Annotated in this window: 15 protein-coding genes; 11 read left to right on the top strand and 4 right to left on the bottom strand. The window is 35.4% G+C overall.

Annotated features, from left to right (window positions below; genetic code table 11):
* Window positions 1-25 precede the first annotated feature (25 nt).
* A complete protein-coding gene (locus VB264_RS03960) occupies window positions 26-1,930 on the bottom strand; it encodes an alpha-amylase family glycosyl hydrolase (RefSeq protein WP_323246960.1) in 1,905 nt (634 codons plus the stop codon).
* Between the two features lie 235 nt (window positions 1,931-2,165).
* Between VB264_RS03960 and VB264_RS03955 the strand changes: the two genes are divergently transcribed.
* The 3 genes from VB264_RS03955 (at window position 2,166) to VB264_RS03945 (ending at window position 6,321) form a co-directional block, all read left to right on the top strand.
* Window positions 2,166-4,073, top strand: coding sequence for an alpha-amylase family glycosyl hydrolase (locus VB264_RS03955; protein ID WP_323246958.1), 1,908 nt, complete (start codon window positions 2,166-2,168; stop codon window positions 4,071-4,073).
* 105 nt (window positions 4,074-4,178) lie between these two features.
* Entirely contained in the window at window positions 4,179-5,432 is a 1,254-nt protein-coding gene (locus VB264_RS03950; protein ID WP_323246956.1) for an MFS transporter, read from the top strand.
* A 7-nt stretch (window positions 5,433-5,439) separates the two neighbouring features.
* Window positions 5,440-6,321: an N-acetylmuramoyl-L-alanine amidase-like domain-containing protein gene (locus tag VB264_RS03945; RefSeq protein ID WP_323246954.1), complete on the top strand. Its 882-nt coding sequence runs from the start codon at window positions 5,440-5,442 to the stop codon at window positions 6,319-6,321.
* 29 nt (window positions 6,322-6,350) lie between these two features.
* Here VB264_RS03945 and VB264_RS03940 read toward each other — a convergent pair whose 3' ends face one another.
* The gene (locus tag VB264_RS03940) at window positions 6,351-7,727 is read right to left on the bottom strand and encodes an aldehyde dehydrogenase family protein (protein WP_323246952.1); all 1,377 of its coding nucleotides are present in this window, start codon (window positions 7,725-7,727) and stop codon (window positions 6,351-6,353) included.
* Window positions 7,728-8,008: 281 nt separating this feature from the next.
* Here VB264_RS03940 and VB264_RS03935 point away from each other — a divergent pair, with 281 nt between their 5' ends.
* Window positions 8,009-8,587: a TetR/AcrR family transcriptional regulator gene (locus VB264_RS03935; RefSeq protein ID WP_309916156.1), complete on the top strand. Its 579-nt coding sequence runs from the start codon at window positions 8,009-8,011 to the stop codon at window positions 8,585-8,587.
* A gap of 265 nt (window positions 8,588-8,852) precedes the next feature.
* Complete coding sequence (gene mog / locus VB264_RS03930; protein ID WP_323247008.1) at window positions 8,853-9,386, top strand: molybdopterin adenylyltransferase; 534 nt, start codon at window positions 8,853-8,855, stop codon at window positions 9,384-9,386.
* A 40-nt stretch (window positions 9,387-9,426) separates the two neighbouring features.
* On the opposite strand, the gene VB264_RS03925 is transcribed toward mog, so the two are convergent.
* Window positions 9,427-10,410: a helix-turn-helix domain-containing protein gene (locus tag VB264_RS03925; protein ID WP_323246950.1), complete on the bottom strand. Its 984-nt coding sequence runs from the start codon at window positions 10,408-10,410 to the stop codon at window positions 9,427-9,429.
* 254 nt (window positions 10,411-10,664) lie between these two features.
* On the bottom strand, window positions 10,665-12,287 hold the full coding sequence (locus tag VB264_RS03920) for a S8 family peptidase (protein WP_323246949.1): 1,623 nt from the start codon (window positions 12,285-12,287) through the stop codon (window positions 10,665-10,667).
* A gap of 475 nt (window positions 12,288-12,762) precedes the next feature.
* Between VB264_RS03920 and VB264_RS03915 the strand changes: the two genes are divergently transcribed.
* From VB264_RS03915 to VB264_RS03890, 6 genes are all read left to right on the top strand, one after another.
* Window positions 12,763-14,004 carry an MFS transporter gene (locus tag VB264_RS03915; RefSeq protein WP_323246947.1) on the top strand — a complete coding sequence of 414 codons (1,242 nt, stop codon included), beginning with the start codon at window positions 12,763-12,765 and terminating at the stop codon, window positions 14,002-14,004.
* Window positions 14,004-15,143 carry a MalY/PatB family protein gene (locus VB264_RS03910; protein WP_323246945.1) on the top strand — a complete coding sequence of 380 codons (1,140 nt, stop codon included), beginning with the start codon at window positions 14,004-14,006 and terminating at the stop codon, window positions 15,141-15,143. The genes VB264_RS03915 and VB264_RS03910 overlap by 1 nt, the downstream gene beginning before the upstream one ends.
* Window positions 15,144-15,288: 145 nt before the next feature.
* Window positions 15,289-17,007, top strand: a complete 1,719-nt coding sequence (locus VB264_RS03905) for an IlvD/Edd family dehydratase (RefSeq protein WP_323246943.1) — start codon at window positions 15,289-15,291, stop codon at window positions 17,005-17,007.
* Window positions 17,008-17,121: 114 nt separating this feature from the next.
* Entirely contained in the window at window positions 17,122-19,104 is a 1,983-nt protein-coding gene (locus tag VB264_RS03900) for a S9 family peptidase (RefSeq protein ID WP_323246941.1), read from the top strand.
* A gap of 151 nt (window positions 19,105-19,255) precedes the next feature.
* Window positions 19,256-20,362 (top strand): carboxypeptidase-like regulatory domain-containing protein, encoded by a 1,107-nt coding sequence (locus VB264_RS03895; RefSeq protein WP_323246939.1) that lies wholly within the window; start codon window positions 19,256-19,258, stop codon window positions 20,360-20,362.
* A 24-nt stretch (window positions 20,363-20,386) separates the two neighbouring features.
* Complete coding sequence (locus tag VB264_RS03890) at window positions 20,387-21,154, top strand: SDR family NAD(P)-dependent oxidoreductase (RefSeq protein ID WP_323246937.1); 768 nt, start codon at window positions 20,387-20,389, stop codon at window positions 21,152-21,154.
* Window positions 21,155-21,182: the final 28 nt, after the last annotated feature.

Genomic DNA, 21,182 nt, shown 5'->3' with positions numbered 1-21,182 from the left:
ACTAACTCACTCAATACTTATGTGTTTATTTTTTTAATTCAAGAATCGTGATTGACATTGCTGGGATTTTTAGCGTTTTTAAATCTTCCACCAATGCATCTGTCATAATATTTTTGGCAGTACTGAACCCCGACATTCTTTCTGAAAATCTTTGAGTATCCAGATTTTTATCTTCTTTATTTTGGCTCATGATTACCATAACACTTTCATTTTCGGTATATCTAAAGCACACATAAATTCCGTCCTGTGGTAAAAATTGTGTTAATTTCCCTGTAGTAATAGCATTGCTATTTTTACGATAGTTGGCCAATTTTTTTACAAAATCAAAAGCTTCGTTCTCTTTCTCTGTTCTACCTGAAGCCAAAAATTTATTTACTTTATCATCAGCCCAACCACCTTCAAAATCCTTGCGTACTTCTGCATCCGATGGATTTTTAAAGTTTTTTGTCAGGTTTTCTGTACCATAATACAAATGTGGTACTCCACGAGTAGTTAATAAAAAGCCTACGCCAAGTTTATATTTATTAAAATCTTCGCCAATGACAGAATAAAATCTATCCATGTCATGGTTATCCAAGAAAGTCATGTTCAAGTTGGCGTCTTCATAGAGGGCATCCATTGCCAAAGTAGCATACAACCGATTAAAGCCTTTTCCCCAATCGAATCCTTGGTTTAATGCATCGTTGATGGCATTAAAAAGCACAAAGTCGTTAGCAGATGGCAATGAGCTTTTGAAAGGTACATTCAGGTTATTTTTCGCAAAATAGGCTTGAGAATAAGCACTTTGTACAGAGTTTTCACCCGTGATAAACATTTTAGGATATTCTTCTGCCAAGGCAGCATTACAACGATTCATAAAATTCAAATCATTATATTGATAGGTATCGATTCTCCAGCCATCAATCCCAAAGTTTTCAACCGTCCAAAGGGCATGTTGAATCAAAAAGTTAGCGACAAATTCATTTTTATGGTTTAAGTCTGGCAAGAAAGGAACAAACCAACCATTTTGTTGTACTTTAAAATCAGCAGCCGAACCATGCAAAATATCAACCACAGGTTCATCACGGTACGAAGTATTAGTATAAGTATCCCATTGATTCAACCAATTTTTCATCGGTAAATCTTTCAAAATCCAGTGGTTGATTCCTACGTGATTATACACAGCATCTTGAATAATTTTTAATCCTTTGGCATGTGATGCTTCTATTAATTTTTTATATGCTTCATTACCGCCAAGGCGTTTATCTACATTATAATGGTCTGTAAAGCCATAACCATGATAGGCCGAACGCATGGCACCACCTTCGTTGGTTTGGGGTTGATTGTTTTCAACAACTGGATTCAGCCAGATAGTAGTAGCGCCTAATTCTTTTACATAATCTAAATGATTTTGTACCCCTAGCAAATCTCCTCCATGACGTAAAAATGGATTTGTACGGTCGGAAACTGGGTCGGCCATGTCGGCAAATTTATCGTTAGACGGGTCACCATTTGAAAAACGATCAGGAAGGATTAAATAAATAAAATCTTTTGAATTGATTTCCTGTGGCTTTTGGTCACGTACTTTTAACTGAAAAGGTTGCGTTATTTTTACGATTTGGTCTACTACTTGCTTTTTCCCCTTTTGCACTTTCACCTTTTTTGAAAGCTCAATCATCATTTGCCCCGCTTGGGTGGCTGGTGCAATTGTTAAATCAAGAAATAGGTAATTAGGGTTCTCCACTTTGTTTACTTTTTCCAAAGCAACTCCCGGATAATTGATTTTCACATCGCAATCGCCAATGTTTTTGCCATAAACTAAGAGTTGTAGTTTGGGGTTTTTCATACCAACCCACCAGTTAGTCGGGTTAATACGTTGAACACTTGTGGTTTGAGCCAGCAAAGCATTCATCAAGAAGCATAAAAGAATAGATAAAATTGTTTTTTTCATTTGTTTAAGATGGTTAATGGAAATACAGTAAAATAGCGCAAACTCGGGTAAAAAAGGATTTTATAAACGTTGGATTCTACTTTTTTCAGTATCATTCCTGCAATTTTTCAAATAATTTCAAGAATTTCCTAATAATAAAATCTTAAATTGTGAGCAATTTAATGCAAAGATAAAAGAAAGCTAAAAGAAACGAATCTGTGCTAATCTGTCCTAATACCCAAATTTTATTCTAAAAATGTCTCAAAATTCAATCAAAGTCACAACATTATTAGGCTTAGTTTTTGTCGTTTTTTGGGCAAATGCTCAACAAACCATCAAAGCACTCCCAGCCACTGAGCAAAATGCTATTGCCAAAACCAAGAATTATAGTAAATTCAAAGATAGAGACCCTAAAAAAAGTAAAATCATAGTCCAAAAAAATATGACAAAGATCAAAAACGACAAATTAGTAATTTTACAAATGATGTTTCACCTTTGGGGAAACAAGAATACTACGAATAAATTTAATGGCTCTGCAGCTGAAAATGGTGTTACTAAATTTTCTGATATTAATGATTTAGCCCTAAAAAAGCTCAAAGATTATGGTTATTCGCATCTTTATATGACAGGCTTAATCGAGCATGCCACTATGGAAGATTTGACAGCTTATGGTATTCCTAAAGATCATCCAGATGTAGTAAAGGGGAGGTCTGGTTCGCCCTTTGCTATCAAAGATTATTATGATGTCAATCCTTTTTTTGCCGATAAGCCTAAAAAAAGAATGGAAGAATTTGCTAGTATGGTTGATAGGATTCATCAAAATGATTTAAAACTCATTATGGATTTTGTGCCTAACCACGTAGCAAGGGTATATCATTCTGATATGAAACCAAAAGGCGTTGAAGATTTCGGTGAAAAAGATGATACTACGAAATTATTCGACCCACATAATAATTTCTATTATTTACCCGATACCCAATTTCAGATTCCTGATGGCGTAAATCCTCCTGTAGAAGTAGAGGGGGCTTATGTTGAAACACCAGCGAAAGTATCGGGTAATGATGTTTTCTCTCCACATCCTAGTATAGACGATTGGTTCGAGACGGTAAAACTTAATTACGGTGTTGACATCCAAAATGGCAGACAAACTCATTTTGACGATATTCCGAGTACTTGGCGAAAAATGGTGGATATTCTAAAATATTGGGCTTCTAAAGGTGCTGATGGTTTTCGTTGCGACATGGCAGAGATGGTTCCTTATGAGTTTTGGAAATATGCCATTAAAGAAGTAAAGAAGAGTTATCCCGCTATTATTTTCATTGCTGAAATATATAATCCAAAGGAATATCATAATTATATTAAAATAGGAGGTTTTGATTACTTATACGATAAAGTAGGTTTGTATGATGGCCTTCGTCATTTAGTAGAAAACAGAGATGATGCCAGTGTAGAAAGCATTACGAATGTTTGGCAGCATGAGTCTGGCGACATTTCAGAGCACATGCTAAGGTTTTTAGAAAATCACGATGAAGTGAGAATTAATACGGCTGCTTTTTCTAAAGGGTATCCTATGGCTGCAGTTCCTGCGATGGTAGTCACTGCTACTTTGCATACAGGGCCAGTGATGATTTACTTTGGTCAGGAATTAGGAGAATCGGCTTCTGAGCCTGAGGGTTTTAATAGGGCCGAAGACCGTACGACCATGTTTGATTTCTGGGGTGTAAAATCACATCAAGCGTGGATGAATAATGGTAAATTTGATGGTAAGCTATTGACAGAAGAACAAAAGAATATCAGAAAATTCTATGGCGATTTAATTAAATTTGTCAATACTTCTGATGCTGTACAAACTGGAAGTTTCTTTGATTTACAATACATTCAAAATGGTAATTACGACCGTAGAAAAGTGTATAGTTACCTCCGTTATTCTGGTAAACAAAAGCTTTTAATTGTTTGTAATTTTGACCATTTTCAAACAAAGAAGTTCGATTTAGTAGTTCCAGAAGGCGCTTGGACAGCGATGGGATTAAAGCCGAGCAAAGACGCTACTTTCAAAGGTAAGTTTAATCAAAAAGAACAATTTACACAAAATGCTAGTCAATCTATTCCAGTTCAAATCAATCCAAATTCAGTACTTATTTATGAAATTTCTCAGAAAAAATAGAATATATCTTAAATATTTTATTAATTTGAGTATTTAAATTACATCATTAACCATTTTATGACAAACGATAAAAAACCCCGCCTTAGCCTAGCTCAAATAATCAACATGAGCATAGGCTTTATGGGTATTCAATTTGGTTTTGCACTACAGAATGCAAATACAAGCCGTATTTTTTCAACGTTAGGTGCCAATCCTGACGAGATTCCTATTCTTTGGGTAGCAGCTCCGCTTACTGGTTTATTAGTTCAGCCTATTATTGGATATATGAGTGACCGTACTTGGCATGCAAAATGGGGGCGTCGCCGTCCATTCTTTTTTGCAGGAGCTATTTTAGCCACTATTGCATTGATTGCCATGCCACAATCATCAGTACTTTGGATGGCTGGCGCTATCCTCTGGATAATGGATGCTTCTATTAACGTTTCAATGGAACCATTTAGAGCGTTTGTAGGTGATATGCTTCCAAAAGAGCAAAGGACAACGGGCTTTTCGGTACAAACTTTTTTTATCGGTGTCGGGGCAATGATTGCCTCTGGTCTTCCATCTATTTTAGATTATTTTGGTGTTCAAAATACTGCTCCAGAAGGAATTGTGCCAGATACTGTTAGATGGTCATTTTACATCGGTGCGTTTGCTTATTTTATTTGTATTCTTTGGACAATCTTAAAGACGGAAGAATATCCACCTGAAGACATGGAGCTTTTTCAAAGAGAAAAAGACGAAATGAATTTTATGCATGGCATGAAAGAAACAATCAATGGATTATTCAATATGCCAAAAGTAATGAAGCAGTTGGCAGTCGTTCAATTTTTCTCTTGGTTTGCCTTATTCTGTATGTGGATTTTTATGACGAATGCTGTTACAGCTAACATTTTTGGCACAACAGATACAAAGTCTGAAATTTATAATGATGGGGCAAATTTTGTAGGTATTTGCTTCTTGGTGTATAATGGAGTTTCAATGGTCTTTGCTTTATTTTTACCAACTTTGGCGAAGAAATTTGGCAGAAAGTTAACGCACCTACTTTGTCTGACAGCAGGAGGCTTAGGATTAATCTCAATTATATTTATCACTTCAAAAGAGGCACTATTGCCTTCATTTATTGGTATTGGTTTAGCATGGTCAAGTATTTTAGCAATGCCATATGCCATGTTATCAGGGAGCTTACCTGCCAACAAAATGGGCTATTATATGGGCGTTTTCAATTTTTTTATCGTGATTCCACAGGTAATTGCCAGCTTGGGTTTACAAAAATTCATGAATTTTATGCAATTAGAACCAATACATATCGTTACTTTGGGGGGAGTATTCATGATTTTGGGAGGATTACTCACACTACGTGTAGAAGATAACGATTAAATAATACATGAGAAAAAGTAATTTAAGTACGCTTAACAGAAACCTTGCAAGCTTGATAAAACCTTGCAAGGTTTTTATATTTTCGTCGCTGTTATTGACAGCCGCTAGCTTTCAACAGCCACTATCTGATGAAGAAATTTATCAAAGGAAAATCCAAATGGCACAGGGCAGTAATATGCACGATTATACGCTAAACATTGCTAAAAGTTTTCTAAACAGACCTTACAAAGCTGCTACGCTTGAAAATCCTAATGAGGAGAAATTAGTAGTAGACCTCCGTGAATTTGATTGCTCGACTTTTGTCGAAAGCTGTGTGGCCATGGGTTTGACGTATCGTAAAAATGATATTTCCTTTGATAAATTCCAATATTATTTAAAACGCCTCAGATATTATAACAAAGGGCAAATAAAGGGATATGAATCAAGAATCCATTATTTTTCTGATTGGATTTATACCCACAACAAAGACGGGCTTTTAGATGACATCACTAGTTCGTTAGGGGGTGTGCCCATAAAAAAGGAAATAAATTTCATGAGCTCGCACTGGGATAAAAATCCTAACGCAGCCAATGTAGCACTACAAGAAAAAATAAAGAAGGTAGAGAATAAAATCAGTAATCAAGATTTCTATTATATCCCCAAAGCTAAAATCAGAAGTATCGAAGATAAAATCATGAATGGTGATATTATCGGGATTACTACCAATATTGATGGATTAGATATTACCCATGAAGGTTTTGCTATCAGATTGCAAGATAAACGGGTGTATTTACTTCATGCTTCTTCGGAGTTCAAAAGAGTAATGGTGAGCGACAGGCCATTGGCAGAATATATGGCTCCTAAAAAAAATCAGACTGGCATCATGGTGGCTAGATTCAAATTAGAATAATAGTCTCACGATAATGCCAGCTTTCAATGTTATTTCTTGAACATTAAATTTTTATGGTTCAAGAATTTCTTAAACGAAAAAGTTCCAATATTCTCTGCCTTAGTTTCGGCAGCGTTTGTGGAGCTTTTTTCATTTCTATAGAATCTATTACCCATATAAACGTCGTTAATGGTAATAGATTTACTTTTTATTCTACGCGCTATTTTCATAGCCTCACTGTCTTTCCCAGCAAAAACGGAACAGTTAAAAGTACTGTTTGAATCATTGGCGAAATCAAGGGCTTGAGTTTCATTCAAGAATGATTTTACAGGCAAAATGGGACCAAATGTCATTTCTCTCATGATTCTCATGTGGTGACTCACATTCGTCAGAATAGTAGGACGACAATAAATACTTCCTTTTTGAACAATACATTTTTCAGCACCCGCCACGATGACCGCTCCTTTCTTGACAGCATCAGCTAATTGCTCATTGATATTCGTAGCTTGTTTTTCTGTAATGATAGGACCTATTTGTCCATACTCAATGTTGGGATAGTTCAGCGTCAACAAATTGCTTTTACCAACTAATCTTGATAAAAACTGTGAATGGATATTGCGATGAACGTAAACTCTTTCGATAGACTCTAGTGATTGACCTGCATTAAAAGTTCCGCCCCATAAAATAGCAGATGAGGCACTCTCAATATCTGCGGTTTCTGTAACGATAGCAGCTCCTTTTCCTCCAAATGCTAACTGTGCAGGCACAAAATGTTTCGCACTTGTTTCAAATACTTTTCTAGCTTTCTCTTCTGACCCCGTAAAGCAAATTAAATCGGTAATGCTACAAAGCATTTCTCCTACTTCTTTTTCACCTTCAATAAAATGCAATAAATTATTAAAATGCGGTATTTGGCTAATCGTTTTTTCAAGCACTCTAACAAACCTTGGCGTTTTTTCAGAAGGCTTCACCAATACACTATTGCCAGCTAAAAGTGCTGGGATAGCCTGCATCATTGCACTCTGAAAAGGAAATTGCCAAGTACTGATAATGCCGACTAGCTCGAAGGGGTCGGAATATTCTTCGATATGATAAGTATTATTATGAAGGATAGTTTGGACTTCTACTTTAAAATAATCCTGTGCTAAATCGCAAAACTGGTCGATAGCAGTCAATACTAGATTAATTTCATAAACAGTTTCTATTTTTCTTCCAGTATCTACTATCAATACTTCTGTAAGTTCTTCAAGATGTCGTTCTAAGACTTTTTTCCAACGTTGTATGGTTTTTATTCGTTGCTCAATACCGATAGCCTGCCAGCTTTTTTGGGCATGACGCATTGTATCAGCTTTTATTTTGAGTGTTTCAAAAGAGAGTTGAGATATTTCATAATCATATAAACCAGTTCTTGGATTTCTTACTTTCATTTAATTAAAGGCTTAAATTTAATGCAATCACTTAAAGTTAAGTGCATTTTTCAAATATACATTTTTTGATTAGTTTTTAAATATTTTTAAAAGGTTAATCACATAGATTAAAATAAAAAAATATAGATAACACTAAAATAATTAATCAGGATAGATTCATCATTAAGAAATTCATATAAATACTTAATTATTCCTAATTTTTAATCTATATTTAAAGCCTAATTTCAATTAATCACTTACACACTGAGTCTAAAACCATTTTACCTTCCTTCCACTATTTTATGAATACTGTTAAAGATTTCGACAAAAAAGAAGCCATTTTTCAAGCAACCCTCGAATTAATATCAAAACATGGATTCCATAGTTCACCCATGTCTGAAGTAGCCAAAAAAGCAAATGTAGCTGCAGGAACAATTTATCATTATTTCAAAAGTAAAGACGAACTCATTTGCGCACTCTATGTCTATAAACGTGAAAAATCTATTCAGAATATATTTAAAAATGATGACCCTTCAAAACCTTTCAAAGATCGCTTCCGTAGTTTTTATCTGCAAATGATTAATTACTATTATACTAATCCTAAAGAGTTCTATTTTTTAGAACAATTTATGAATTCTCCGTACATTAGTATGCTCCAAAAAGAGGATATTGTTAGATTAGAACAACCAATTTATGATTTTTTAAGAAAAGCTGTTTTCACACAAGTGGTTAGAGACATCCCTCCTAAAATACTCATTGCTATGGTTACTGGAAGTGCAAGTTCTTTGATTAAACTTCGTTTATCAGGGGAGTTTTTAATGACTTCATCAGACCTCGAAATGGCATTTTTCACTTGCTGGGATGGGATAAAAAAGCCATAATTCTTTTATCTATTCTTATTGAAAATCTTGAAGGCAATATACAATGCCCCTAATAGTAAAATAAGGAATAATAAAGAAAATAAGTTTTCGGTACCTTTTGATAATTGAGACTGGAATAAAAGCATTTGAATAAAGAGTAAAGTTTAAATGACATAACACTAACGCTGAATCTTACAAATTAACTCATCAAATACTAGTCCTCAAAGAATTTTAAGTTATATTTAAAAATTTGAAAGAAAACATTTACCAAGTATCGCTTAAATATATGCAAGAACTTATTAAAATTGGGGTAATTAATATTTCAGACCGAGCAAGTGCTGGTATTTATGAGGACATACCGGGCAAAGCAGTTGTTGAAACATTAAAAGAATATTTAGTCTCCACATTTGAAACTGTTTACAAAGTAATTCCAGATGAGCAGGTTTTAATTTCTGAAACGCTTATCGAAATGGCGGACACGCATAATTGTTGCTTGATAGTAACAACTGGAGGAACTGGACCAAGTAAAAGAGACGTAACCCCAGAAGCAACCGAGGCTGTTTGTGAGAAAATGATGCCTGGGTTTGGGGAGTTAATGAGGATGGAAAGTCTGAAATATGTTCCCACAGCCATTTTGTCACGCCAAACGGCTGGGATTAGAGGAAAATCATTAATCATCAATTTACCCGGAAAACCTAAAGCTATTCGACAATGTTTGGATGCTGTTTTTCCTGCCGTTCCTTATTGTATTGATTTACTTGAAGGCCCTTACCTTGTTTGTAATCAAGAGATTATGAAAGAATTTCGACCAAAGCAATAAAGAAAAATGCCTGCAAAATTAATTTTGCAGGCATTTTTCTTTATTTCAATTGATTGAGTTCTAAACTTAATTCTTCAATCAAAGATTTTGCTCGTTCTAAAGAGATTCTAGGTTCTGGAAGTTCTTTGCTGATAAAAGCAGATACTTCCCAAATCTCAGCAATTGATTTCAATGAAATTTCAAAACTTGGAATTGAGGAATCATCAGAGCTTAGTAACAAAGTGCCTTTTACTTTTATTTGATTATAAACTCTTCGATAAATAATTCCTTGTTGTGGCGTAATCAAAATATAAAATTTGCCATCCAGAATATTTGTCCAGTGTTCGATGGCATTGCCAATTACTACTGAGTTTTGTAAAGGGAAATCACTGCCCATTTCAAAAGCCCTGCTTTTTTCAGAGCTCACAAATGGAAGGGAGAATGTAGCTAATGTCTTGATATACTCCGATTTAGTATAATTAGCTAAATAATCTTTAATCTGACTTCTTTTTACATAAGGAATCCTAATTTCAAAACTCTTTTGTGGACTTTCGCTAAGCGGTTTATTATTGTTAGTGTACTGATTATCAGTAAATGACTGGAAAGTTTTTTCTGAAATATTATAATTTACCCTATTAGGTACAAATTGTTTCTCTGTACGTATAGGTTGCTTGTCTTCTTCCTTTTCTTGAAAATACTCATCAATAATTTTAGCAATAGGCTGTGCTTCAACTTCTTTTTTCTGAAAAGTACCCACTGTATCATTTACTGGTACTTTTACTTGTTCCATGATTCCAGTAGTACTTTGTCCCAAACTTATACCCGGTGTCTCCCTGATTTTTCTAATATCAGTCTTTATCAGCGAATCAACCGATGTGCCAAATACCTGAGCGATGGTTTTCAGGTTTTCTAAATTTGGGTTTGCTCTGGCCTCTTCGTAAGCTCCAAGCAGAGAACGCTTAATACCAATTCTACGTGAGAATTGTTCTTGAGTAAGTCCATTTAATCGACGAAGATACTTTATATTATTGCTAACGATAGACATGGTTTGAAGGTTAATCTGAAGCTCTTGTCTTAATTAACGTTTACAAGAAAAATTATTCATTGATGAAAAATGTCATTATATTTTACTATTGCCACGTATAAAGCAAGCTAATTTTATTAAAACTCATCTTGTTTTTTTCTGACAAAAGTTTTTGAAAAATAACCAATATTTCAATAAAATACTAATTATTGCTTCAGAATGAATTGATAAATTCAATATGTTAATTGACATTTATTAAAATCAACGAAATAGCACTAATTTTTAGTCGTATTTTCTTTTATTTTTTCAGCCATCTTTACAGCTTCGTAAGCATTCACTATTCCTCCGCTGGTAGAAAGCTTTCCAAACTCTATTAATTCAGACGAACCCGGACGAGCAACTTTTAATTGCGTTAGTTTGATAGACGACTCCAGAATAATTTGCTTTATTTGTTTATAATCAAGCTCAGGATAATACGAAATCAATAATGCTGCTAAGCCAGTTACTACGGGTGCCGCCATACTTGTGCCACTTAAATCTTCATATTTTGAACCCACTACAGTAGATTGAATATCTACGCCAGGAGCAAAAACATCAACCGTTTTCTGACCATAGTTTGAAAACTCAGCCACTGTATTGGGAGATTGCATCCAAGACGTCGCTCCTACTTCAATCCAGTTATCAGCTTCACTGCCATCCAAAAATCGTTTTGTTGGATAATTTTCTTTCGTATCAATGTCTTCATTTTCATTCCCTGCCGCATGAATTAACAAAACACCTTTCGACTGAGCAAATTTTACGGCCTCATCAACTGCACTTTTTTGCGGAGAAACTGTTTTCCCGAAGCTCATATTAATCACTTTTGCACCATTTTCAACCGCATATAAAATAGCATTCACTACATCCTTATCACGCTCGTCACCATCTGGCAATGCCCTAACTACCATAATTTGAACATTATCGGCTACACCTGCAATCCCTAAATCATTATTCCTATTAGCAGCCACTATTCCTGCTACGTGCGTTCCGTGGTGTGCATCTGGTCCTTTTACTTCATTATTGCCATAATTTCTATCATGGATATTATTAACGTCATCACCAATTAAATCTCTAGGATTATACGTTAAATTGATGCCATAATTTAGTTGAGTATCATAATATTCAAAAGCCTCTCGAAGTTTGGCTTCATCCTGTCCTAAATCCAAAATCAGTTCAAATACTCTTTTCGCTTTTTTTAACTCCTCGGTGTCTTTACTCCCTATTTTACTTAACTCTTCCTTCGTAATATCCTTTACACCCAGATGCTTGCACAATGAGAACTTAGCTTCAATAAATTTGTGGTATAGATTAATCACAAAAGTACCTTGCTCTTTTACTTCACTTACTTTGCTTTCATACGCCTGTTTATATTTCTTGTATAAATTATATTCTTCTTTTTCATTGGCTGACAATTTTTCCACATCAACTTTAGCTTGATACTTCTTTTGAAGTCTAGCAAATTCACGCGTAATTTCCAGACTCTCTTTAGCGATATCTTCACCTGCTTTATTTCCTAAAAAATCCCATCCATGAATATCATCCACATACCCATTGTTATCATCATCAATACCATTGTTAGGTATCTCTTTAGTATTAACCCAGATTTTATTACATAAATCTTCATGAAGAATATCTACTCCAGAATCAATAATAGCAACAATAACAGGTTTTGATTTTTTGGTTCTTAGTATATCTTTATAAGCTTTTTCGGTACTTATTCCTCTTACTTTATCATCCAAGAAATCTAGATTGAACCAATTTGACGGTGCATGTTCTAATGAAGGTTCAAGGTATTGAGCATTAGCAACATGGAAGAGAAAGATAAACCAAATCAGACTTAGTTTTGATATAATATTCATAGTGGTAAAAAAACATTAAGGATTATAACATTTTGTTGAGTGAATTATATAGTAAAGCTATGAAAAAGGAAATTCAGACAAAAATGACTGTTTTAAAAGAAAAAACTAAATATTGGCTATGTTTTGCTTTTTGAGCCAAAATTTAATCATTTTTTTGATATTTTATCATTTTTATTCATAAAATCACCTTTATATGTGGTATAGCTTTTCTATAATTTCAATCTTCAGCTAAGTATAATCAGCTGATTTACAATATAATCCGGAGTGGTTAGTATAATATAATGAAACAATGAGTAAAAATACCACAAGTATTTACAACTATTGTATGGATATTCCAAGAATATTTTTTTATTTTTTAAGCTTATTTTTTATTTACCTCATTTAATACTGAAAAATGAACCCGTAACGCAACTGAATAGTTTAATGATATGATGTATATACATTAAATTTGGGTATCTCCATAAATTCAGAAATTATGAACAAAATCCTTTACGAAAAGAAAAATTTTTATCCTTGGCTTATTTGTTTTTCTGGTTTATTGATTCTCGTTGTCATCAATGGATTAACTACTACTTCTCTCTCAGTTTTTGATAATGCTTTTATCTCTGAATTCCATTGGAAACGAGATGAATTAAAGCTTCGCGAATCCATCACCAATAGTGTTACCTTATTTTTTATTTTAGTTTCTGGAATTATTATTGATAAAATTCGTGTAAAAAAAATGATGCTTTTCGGAAGCCTAATATTAGCCATTGCATTGTTTTCATATAGCTTTGTCACTAACAAATATCAAGCCTATTTTATTCATTTTCTTTTGGGTGTATCCATGATTACGGCGGGGTCGGTGTCTTGTATCATATTGGTTTCATCATGGTTTCAAGAGAAAAAAGGATTAGCATTAGGTATCGTTCTGAGTGGTACAAGTTTGGGCAGTGCCATATTTTCTCCTTTTAATCACTACCTACTACACGAATATGGCTGGCGACAAAGCTTTACCTTTTTGTCCATTTTTCCCGTTTTAATTTTTATTTATATCTATTTTTTTGTTGAAAACTCGCCGAGTGATGTTGATATAAAACCATTAGGAAATCTGAATACTGTTAATAATTTATTGACAGAAGGAATGACCTATCCAGAAGCCACCAGAACACATTTGTTTTGGTTAATTTGTCTGTGTGGATTTTTAACTTTTTACTGTTTAGTAGGAACAATTGCCAATATTTTTCTACATTTGGTTGGTTTAGGCTTTACTGAAAAACGTACAAGTTTTTATTTAGGTTTGTACTTTATTATAGCATTATTCGCTAAATTGTTCGTCTCTATCTTTTCAGATTATATTAATCCTTACCTAGTTTTTTCAATTTGTTGTATTATGATGATACTGGGGTTCTTCGGACTTACTATGATGGATACGGCTTTAATATTGCCCTCTATCACATTGATGGCAGTGAGTTGGGGCGGTATTTATTCACTATATAACATTATTGCTATCAAAACATTCGGGCTAAAAGCCGCTGGGAAAATCAACGGTACGATTAACATGTTTGAAGGAGGAGGCGCATTACTTGGACCAGTGATGACGGGATTTGTTTTTAATTTAAACCATTCTTATCAATTAGCGTTTATGATAAACGCAGGCTTAATGTTTATTGTCTTATTGCTTTCTTTAAGATTTAAAGCATTTATGCTAAAATTACGCAAACCAATTATCGAATAATGAAATATAATTTCGACGAAATTATCCATAGAAAAAATACAGACTCTCAGAAATGGGATATGTTCAACGACCCTGAAAACGTAATTCCTATGCCCGTGGCAGATATGGATTTCAGATGTCCTGAACCTATATTAGATGTATTAAATAGTATTACACAACATGGCGTTTTGGGTTATGCCATTGTTCCTGAGCGATTAAAAGACATTCTAGAGGAACGACTAAAAAACCTGTATAACTGGGAAACAGAAAAAGAATGGCAAGTATGGATTCCGGGGCTAGTACCTGCTATTTATGCTAGTTGCAAAGCGTATGGCGAGATAAATGATGCCGTGATGACCGCTATTCCAGTATATCATCCTTTCCATCTAGCTCCTCCTGTGGTCGGTAAAAAACTTCAAACATTTCCAATGATAGAAGTTGCTGGTCGCTGGACTTTCGATTTTGAAGCGTTAGAAGCGAATATTACTGCGGAGACCAAATTGTTCATGCTATGTAACCCGCATAATCCAGGAGGAACGGTTTTCACGAAAGAAGAATTAGAACAACTCGTTGATATTTGTGAAAAGCATGACATTATCATTTGCTCGGATGAAATCCATGCAGATTTGATTTTGGATGCCTCCAAAAAACATAGACCCTTAGCCAGTTTAAGTGAAAAAGCTGCTAATAGAACGGTAACGTTAATGGCTCCTTCCAAAACTTTTAATATTGCAGGTTTGGGCTGTTCAGTAGCTGTCATATCAAATCCTGTGTTAAGAAAGAAGTTTGAGATGGCCAAACAAGGTTTTTTCCCTCCGCTAACCCGTTATTCACAAGATGCCGCCATTGTGGCTTATCGCGACTGTGAAGATTGGCGTTTGGCTTTAATTGACTACCTCAAAGACAATCACGATTATTTATACCAATCGCTGAACGGATACAAAGGATTAAAGTTATTACCGCTCGAAGCAACTTATTTAGCGTGGATTGATGCTCGAGAAACAGGCATAGACAATATTCAGGAAAAATTGTTAGCAGGTGGCGTAAGGATTATGGATGGAAAAATATTCAAAGGCGAAGGGTTTTTCAGACTTAATTTTGCTTGTCCAAAAGCACTATTAATCGAAGCTGTTGATAGAATTAAAAAGAGTTTGGCTTAAAAGAAATGATGTACCTCCAAGTTTTAAGATACCTTGGAGGTTTTTTTATGGATATTTGTAAAATACCTTTCAAAAATCAGGATACAAAATCGGTAAAATTTTGATAATTTCCGCTTTGTAAATAAAACTATGATTATTTGGCAATATGGAAGACAATAAAGCACTACGCTCTCAAAATTGGTTTGGTAAAACAGGAAAAGATGGATTCATTTACCGAGCGTGGATGAAAAACCAAGGTATTCCGCATGACGAATTTGACGGTCGTCCTGTAATTGGTATTTGTAATACTTGGTCTGAGCTTACCCCTTGCAATGCTCATTTTAGAGATTTGGCAGAAGCAGTAAAAATTGGGGTTTACGAAGCTGGTGGTTTTCCTGTTGAATTTCCAGTGATGTCATTAGGAGAAACTCTCATCAAACCAACTGCCATGTTGTATAGAAACTTGGCAAGTATGGATGTAGAAGAATCTATTCGTGCCAACCCGATTGATGGAGTGGTTTTGTTGTGCGGTTGTGATAAAACTACTCCATCATTAGTAATGGGTGCCTGTAGTGTGGACATCCCTACGCTTGTAATTTCAGGCGGGCCAATGCTCAAAGGACATTTTAAAGGAAAAGATATTGGTACGTCGGATGTTTGGCGTTTTGCCGAAGCGTATAAATTAGGGCAAATTTCACAGTCAGAATTTGTGGAAGCAGAAGCGTGCATGGCTCGTACCCAAGGTCACTGTGCCGTAATGGGAACAGCCTCTACCATGGCTACCATGGTAGAAGCCTTAGGATTATCTCTTCCGAACAATGCTTCTATTCCTGCAGCTGATGCTCGTAGAAAAGTGATTTCGCAATTTTCTGGAAGACGTATCGTAGAAATGGTGAAAGAAAACCTTACTCTTTCTAAAATCCTTACACGTGAAGCTTTCGAGAATGCCATCATGGTAAATGCTGCGATAGGAGGTTCTACCAATTTTGTTATTCACTTATTGGCAATTGCTGGTAGAATTGGCGTGGATTTAAACATTGAAGATTTTGATAAATTCTCACAACATATTCCTTTGTTAGCCAACCTTCAACCATCAGGCGAGCATTTTATGGAAGATTTGTATTATTCTGGTGGACTGCCAGCGGTTATCAAAGAAATGAGTGGAATCATTCATAATGATGCCCTGACTGTAAACGGAAAAACAATGGGTGAAAACTGTGCTGATGCGGAGGTGTATAATAGAAATATTGTAGCTACGATGGAAAACCCATTTAAGCCTAATTCAGGTATTGCAGTTGTAAAAGGAAACCTTTCACCCAATGGAGCAGTATTAAAACCTTCTGCGGCTACGCCTGCATTGATGGTACACCGTGGTAAAGCAGTAGTTTTTGAAACCATTGAAGACTATCATGAGCGAATCGACCATCCTGATTTAGACATTGATGAAAACTCTATCATGGTATTGAAAAATGTTGGGCCTAAAGGTTATCCAGGAATGGCCGAAGTAGGCAACATGGGGATTCCTAAAAAGTTATTAGAAAAGGGAGTACACGATTTAGTTAGAATCTCCGACGGTAGAATGTCTGGAACAGGCTTTGGAACAGTAGTATTACACGTTTCGCCCGAAGCAGCGGCTGGTGGAAATTTAGCGTTAGTGCAAAATGGTGATTATATCAGTTTGGATGTACCGAACAGAACGTTGAATCTGGAAGTATCTGATGAAGAATTAGCAGAAAGACGCAAAAACTGGCAAGCAATCGATATGAATATTACGCGTGGGTATGTAAACCTATACATCAATCACGTAGAACAAGCACATTTGGGTGCTGATATGGATTTCTTAAAAGGGAAATCTGGCAGTACCGTTACCAGAGATTCTCATTAAAATATTTATAAACGATTGAATATCTATAACAATCTTCAATAATTCCCCAATGTATTCGTCAACATTGGGGAATTTTATTATCTTCGATTTTATTCATTAATCTTCAACAACAACATGAAAAAACATTTATTACTACTCTCCTTTTCTCTATTAACAAGTCTTGGGTTACAAGCACAAACACCCACAAAACGCCCCCTCAAACCTACCGATGTTTATCGTTTAAAAACTGTTTCTGATGCGCAGATTTCACCCGAAGGAAACTGGGTAAGTTATACGCTTTCAGCGATTGACTCAGCCAAAAATAAACGCAATGCAGATATTTATATGGTTTCGTGGGATGGCAAAGAAACTATTCAATTAACCAATAGCCCTGACGGTGAATCGCAAGCACGTTGGAGTCCCGATGGCAAATACCTTTCTTTTATTTCGTCAAGAAATGGGCTGACAAGTAGCCAAATTTGGTTAATGGATAGAAGAGGTGGCGAAGGAAAACAACTGACCGATTTAAAAAAAGGTGATTTGAATGATTATGCATGGTCGCCAGATGGTAAAAAAATTGCGTTGGTGATTAAAACCTCCGCAGATACTTCAAAATCAAAATCTCCTAAACCGATTGTCATCGACCGTTTTCAATTCAAAAGAGATGTGGAGGGTTATATCACTAAAAGTTCGACCCATTTGTATTTATATGACATCGCTACGAAGAAAATAGATACCCTTACCAAAGGTAATTTTGATGAAACATCACCAGTTTGGTCGCCAGATGGAACACAGATTGCTTTCTTGAGTAATCACACTGCCGACCCTGACAAAAACTCTAACACTGATATTTTTGTGATAGATGCCAAGACTAATGCGACGGCAAAACAAATTACGACGTGGACAGGTAGAGACTATTCACCAGTATGGAGCCCTGATGGTAAGCAAATTGCTTATATGAGGACTACAGCCTCAGAAGACTATATCATGTATGACCAGTCTATCTTATGTACTGTTTCAAAAGATGGAGGCGAACCAAAACTATTGAGTAAATCCTTAGACAGACCAGTTTCTTCACCAAAATGGTCTAAAGATGGCTCTGCTATTCTTGCCTTAGTAAGTGACGATAGAATCAGATACATAGCACACTTCAGCCCTATTGATGGTAAATTGACAAAGCTATTGGATGGTGAAAGAAGTTTTGGTTCTTTAGAAAGACACCCTTCTGGTTCATTCTTGACCAGTATGTCTAACCCACAAACACCCGCAGAGTTATACATTTTTGAAAATAATAACCTTAGAAAATTAACGAAACATCACGATGAGTTTTTAGCACCGTTGGCTTTGGCAAGTGTAGAGGGCTTTACTTCAAAAAGTAAAGATGGCACTGCGGTTTCAAATCTTTTGTATCGTCCTGCTAATGCTTCAAAAACGGAGAAATTGCCTACTATATTTTTTATTCATGGCGGTCCAGTAGCACAAGATGAATACAGTTTTGATTTAAGTCGCCAAATGCTGGCAGCGGCTGGATACAATGTAGTGGCTGTAAACTATCGTGGTTCAAATGGTCGTGGTTTGGCTTATTGTAAAGTGATTTCAGGCGACTGGGGTAACAAAGAAGTCTTGGATATTTTAGGTGCTACTGATTATGTAGTAAATAATGGCATAGCAGACCCAGAAAAACTAGGTATTGGCGGATGGAGCTACGGCGGAATTCTGACAGATTATACCATTGCGACTGATACTCGTTTTAAAGTAGCATCGAGTGGTGCTGGTGTAGCAATGATTTCATCCATGTATGGCGCAGACCAATATATTTTACAATACGAACACGAATTAGGGGCTCCTTGGAAAAACTTTGATAAATATATTGCGTTATCTTACCCATTCTTGAAAGTTGAAAAAATCAAAACACCAACACAATTTATGGTAGGTGAAAGTGATTTTAATGTACCTGCAATCGGTAGTGAGCAGATGTATCAAGCCTTTAAATCGGTAGGTATTCCAACAGAACTAATTATTTATCCGGGTCAATTTCATGGCATTACGAACCCAAGTTTTCAAATCGATCGTTTTGAACGCTATTTAAAATGGTTTGGTAAATATTTGAAAAAATAAATCTTAAAAACATCGATACTTATCTCTGGGAATGTCTGTATTATTTTATACATTCATTCCCAGATTTTTTTTATGACAAAGTAAAAGTAATTAGATAGCTCTTAAAAACTATTTCACCATTAACACACACATTAAATCAAGCAATTATTCCATGAAAAAGGCTCTTTACAGATACTGCTTATTATTATTTTTAATGCTAAGCTCGCAATCTTTTTTAGGGCAGGAATTAATTAAAGGAAGAGTAATTGACGAGCAAACCAGTGAGGCTTTACCTTTCGCGGCAGTATTTGTGGTTGGCTCGTCTATTGGTACTTCAACGAATGAAAAAGGAGAATTTACCTTAAAAGTACCTTATGGTACTATTCAAATCGGAGCATCGTTTATTGGCTATAATACAATTAGTTCTATTTTTGAAACTAAGCAATTGCATGCCAAGATGCTTACCTTTAAATTATTAGCGATTAGCAAAGAACTATTAGAAGTGAAAATTGTAGCGAAACATAGTAGACAATGGCTGCGAGACTATAAAACTTTTAAACACGAGTTTTTAGGAGTAGATGCTAACGACAAAAACTATGAAATAGAGAATCGAAATAGCATAAGACTAAACTGGGAAGATAATACGCTGATTGCCCAATGTGAAGAACCGCTGATAATTACTAATCGAAAATTAGGATATACAGTAATTAGCTCGCTCAAAGAATTTAGCTACAAAACAAATGGTGATGTAGCCTATTTAAGTATTACTCGTTTTGAACCTTTGAAAGCTGAGAATCAAGCTGAACAAGATACTTGGATTAAAAACCGTAGAGAAGCTTATCTTGGTTCTCCAAATCATTTTTTTAAATCGATGATTAATCATCAGCTTGAGTCTAACAAGTTTTTAGTCATCAAGGATACTCTGATTAATTATCGTATTTATGATTTTTATGATAAGCTTTCTAATAAAGCTTTTAAGCTAAATTTAGATAACATAGTTTCACCAGATTCTGCCAACCATCAGTATTTTTTAAGGCTGAACTCTCCTATTGAAATTGTTTATGAAGGTAAAAACGATTTTACACCTAACCCTAACCGTCGATATAGGTATATGCGTTATGAATACACTTCTATCGAGCCAGCCAATAAGGAGATGAAGTATTTATCCAAACAAGGGGAATTATATCCTCCGCAATCTTTGAGATTTTCGGGAAGTATGGGTAATTATCGTATCGGAACTGCTTTACCTTCTGATTATGAGCTTGACGAAAAAGAGTAACAACTAGCAACAAACCATAAAATCATGTTTGAAAAACGTTTCCAAAACCAAGTAGCAATCGTAACGGGTGCAGGGATTGGCATTGGCTTTGAAATTGCCAAGCAATTGGCAGAACAAGGGGCAAAAGTAATTTTAAATGATATTGACAAAGACTTAGCTGAGTCTTCTGCTTCAATCATTCAAGAAACTGGTGGTATTTGCGAAGCTTTTAGCGGAGACGTTTCGGACTTAACTGTGATTCAAGCGTTGATAAAAACTACTATCGCTACTTTTGGAAAACTTGATATTCTTATTGCCAATGCGGGTATTACTACGTTTGGTGATTTCTGGGAATATCAGCCTGAATCTATGCAAAAGATTCTTCAAGTAAACCTCTTTGGAACATTTTTCCTTACTCAATCTGCCACTAAACAAATGGTAGAACAAGGACATGGAGGAAGTATTCTATTAACATCTTCGGTTACTGGTCATCAAGCCCACAAATATTTAGCAGCTTATGGCATGACAAAAGCAGGTATTGAACAATTGGCTAAAAACTTGGTCGTTGATTTATCCCCGTATCAAATCAATATCAACACCGTTGCACCTGGCGCTACTTTAACTGAAAGAACATTAAGTGATGTTAATTATATAGAAACGTGGTCACGTATTACGCCTACTGGTAAACCTTCTACTGTTCAAGATATTGCTAATGCGGCTCTTTTTTTGGTGTCTCCCCTTTCCAGACAAATTACTGGACAAAGTATAGTGGTTGATGGTGGGTGGACTTCTGTTGGTCCTTCGCCTTATTGAGTTGTGAGCGGTCCGCCGTTGCGGTTGT

It is taken from the genome of Arcicella aquatica (genome assembly GCF_034928825.1).
GTDB classification, from domain to species: Bacteria; Bacteroidota; Bacteroidia; order Cytophagales; family Spirosomataceae; genus Arcicella; species Arcicella aquatica.
This window is presented reverse-complemented; position numbering and strand designations above follow the sequence as displayed.

Bases quoted from the DNA above. Each gene is read 5' to 3' on its own strand.
- VB264_RS03960 (WP_323246960.1), bottom strand. From the start codon at position 1,930: ATGAAAAAAACAATTTTATCTATTCTTTTATGCTTCTTGATGAATGCT.
- VB264_RS03955 (WP_323246958.1), top strand. From the start codon at position 2,166: ATGTCTCAAAATTCAATCAAAGTCACAACATTATTAGGCTTAGTTTTT.
- VB264_RS03950 (WP_323246956.1), top strand. From the start codon at position 4,179: ATGAGCATAGGCTTTATGGGTATTCAATTTGGTTTTGCACTACAGAAT.
- VB264_RS03945 (WP_323246954.1), top strand. From the start codon at position 5,440: ATGAGAAAAAGTAATTTAAGTACGCTTAACAGAAACCTTGCAAGCTTG.
- VB264_RS03940 (WP_323246952.1), bottom strand. From the start codon at position 7,727: ATGAAAGTAAGAAATCCAAGAACTGGTTTATATGATTATGAAATATCT.
- VB264_RS03935 (WP_309916156.1), top strand. From the start codon at position 8,009: ATGAATACTGTTAAAGATTTCGACAAAAAAGAAGCCATTTTTCAAGCA.
- mog (WP_323247008.1), top strand. From the start codon at position 8,853: ATGCAAGAACTTATTAAAATTGGGGTAATTAATATTTCAGACCGAGCA.
- VB264_RS03925 (WP_323246950.1), bottom strand. From the start codon at position 10,410: ATGTCTATCGTTAGCAATAATATAAAGTATCTTCGTCGATTAAATGGA.
- VB264_RS03920 (WP_323246949.1), bottom strand. From the start codon at position 12,287: ATGAATATTATATCAAAACTAAGTCTGATTTGGTTTATCTTTCTCTTC.
- VB264_RS03915 (WP_323246947.1), top strand. From the start codon at position 12,763: ATGAACAAAATCCTTTACGAAAAGAAAAATTTTTATCCTTGGCTTATT.
- VB264_RS03910 (WP_323246945.1), top strand. From the start codon at position 14,004: ATGAAATATAATTTCGACGAAATTATCCATAGAAAAAATACAGACTCT.
- VB264_RS03905 (WP_323246943.1), top strand. From the start codon at position 15,289: ATGGAAGACAATAAAGCACTACGCTCTCAAAATTGGTTTGGTAAAACA.
- VB264_RS03900 (WP_323246941.1), top strand. From the start codon at position 17,122: ATGAAAAAACATTTATTACTACTCTCCTTTTCTCTATTAACAAGTCTT.
- VB264_RS03895 (WP_323246939.1), top strand. From the start codon at position 19,256: ATGAAAAAGGCTCTTTACAGATACTGCTTATTATTATTTTTAATGCTA.
- VB264_RS03890 (WP_323246937.1), top strand. From the start codon at position 20,387: ATGTTTGAAAAACGTTTCCAAAACCAAGTAGCAATCGTAACGGGTGCA.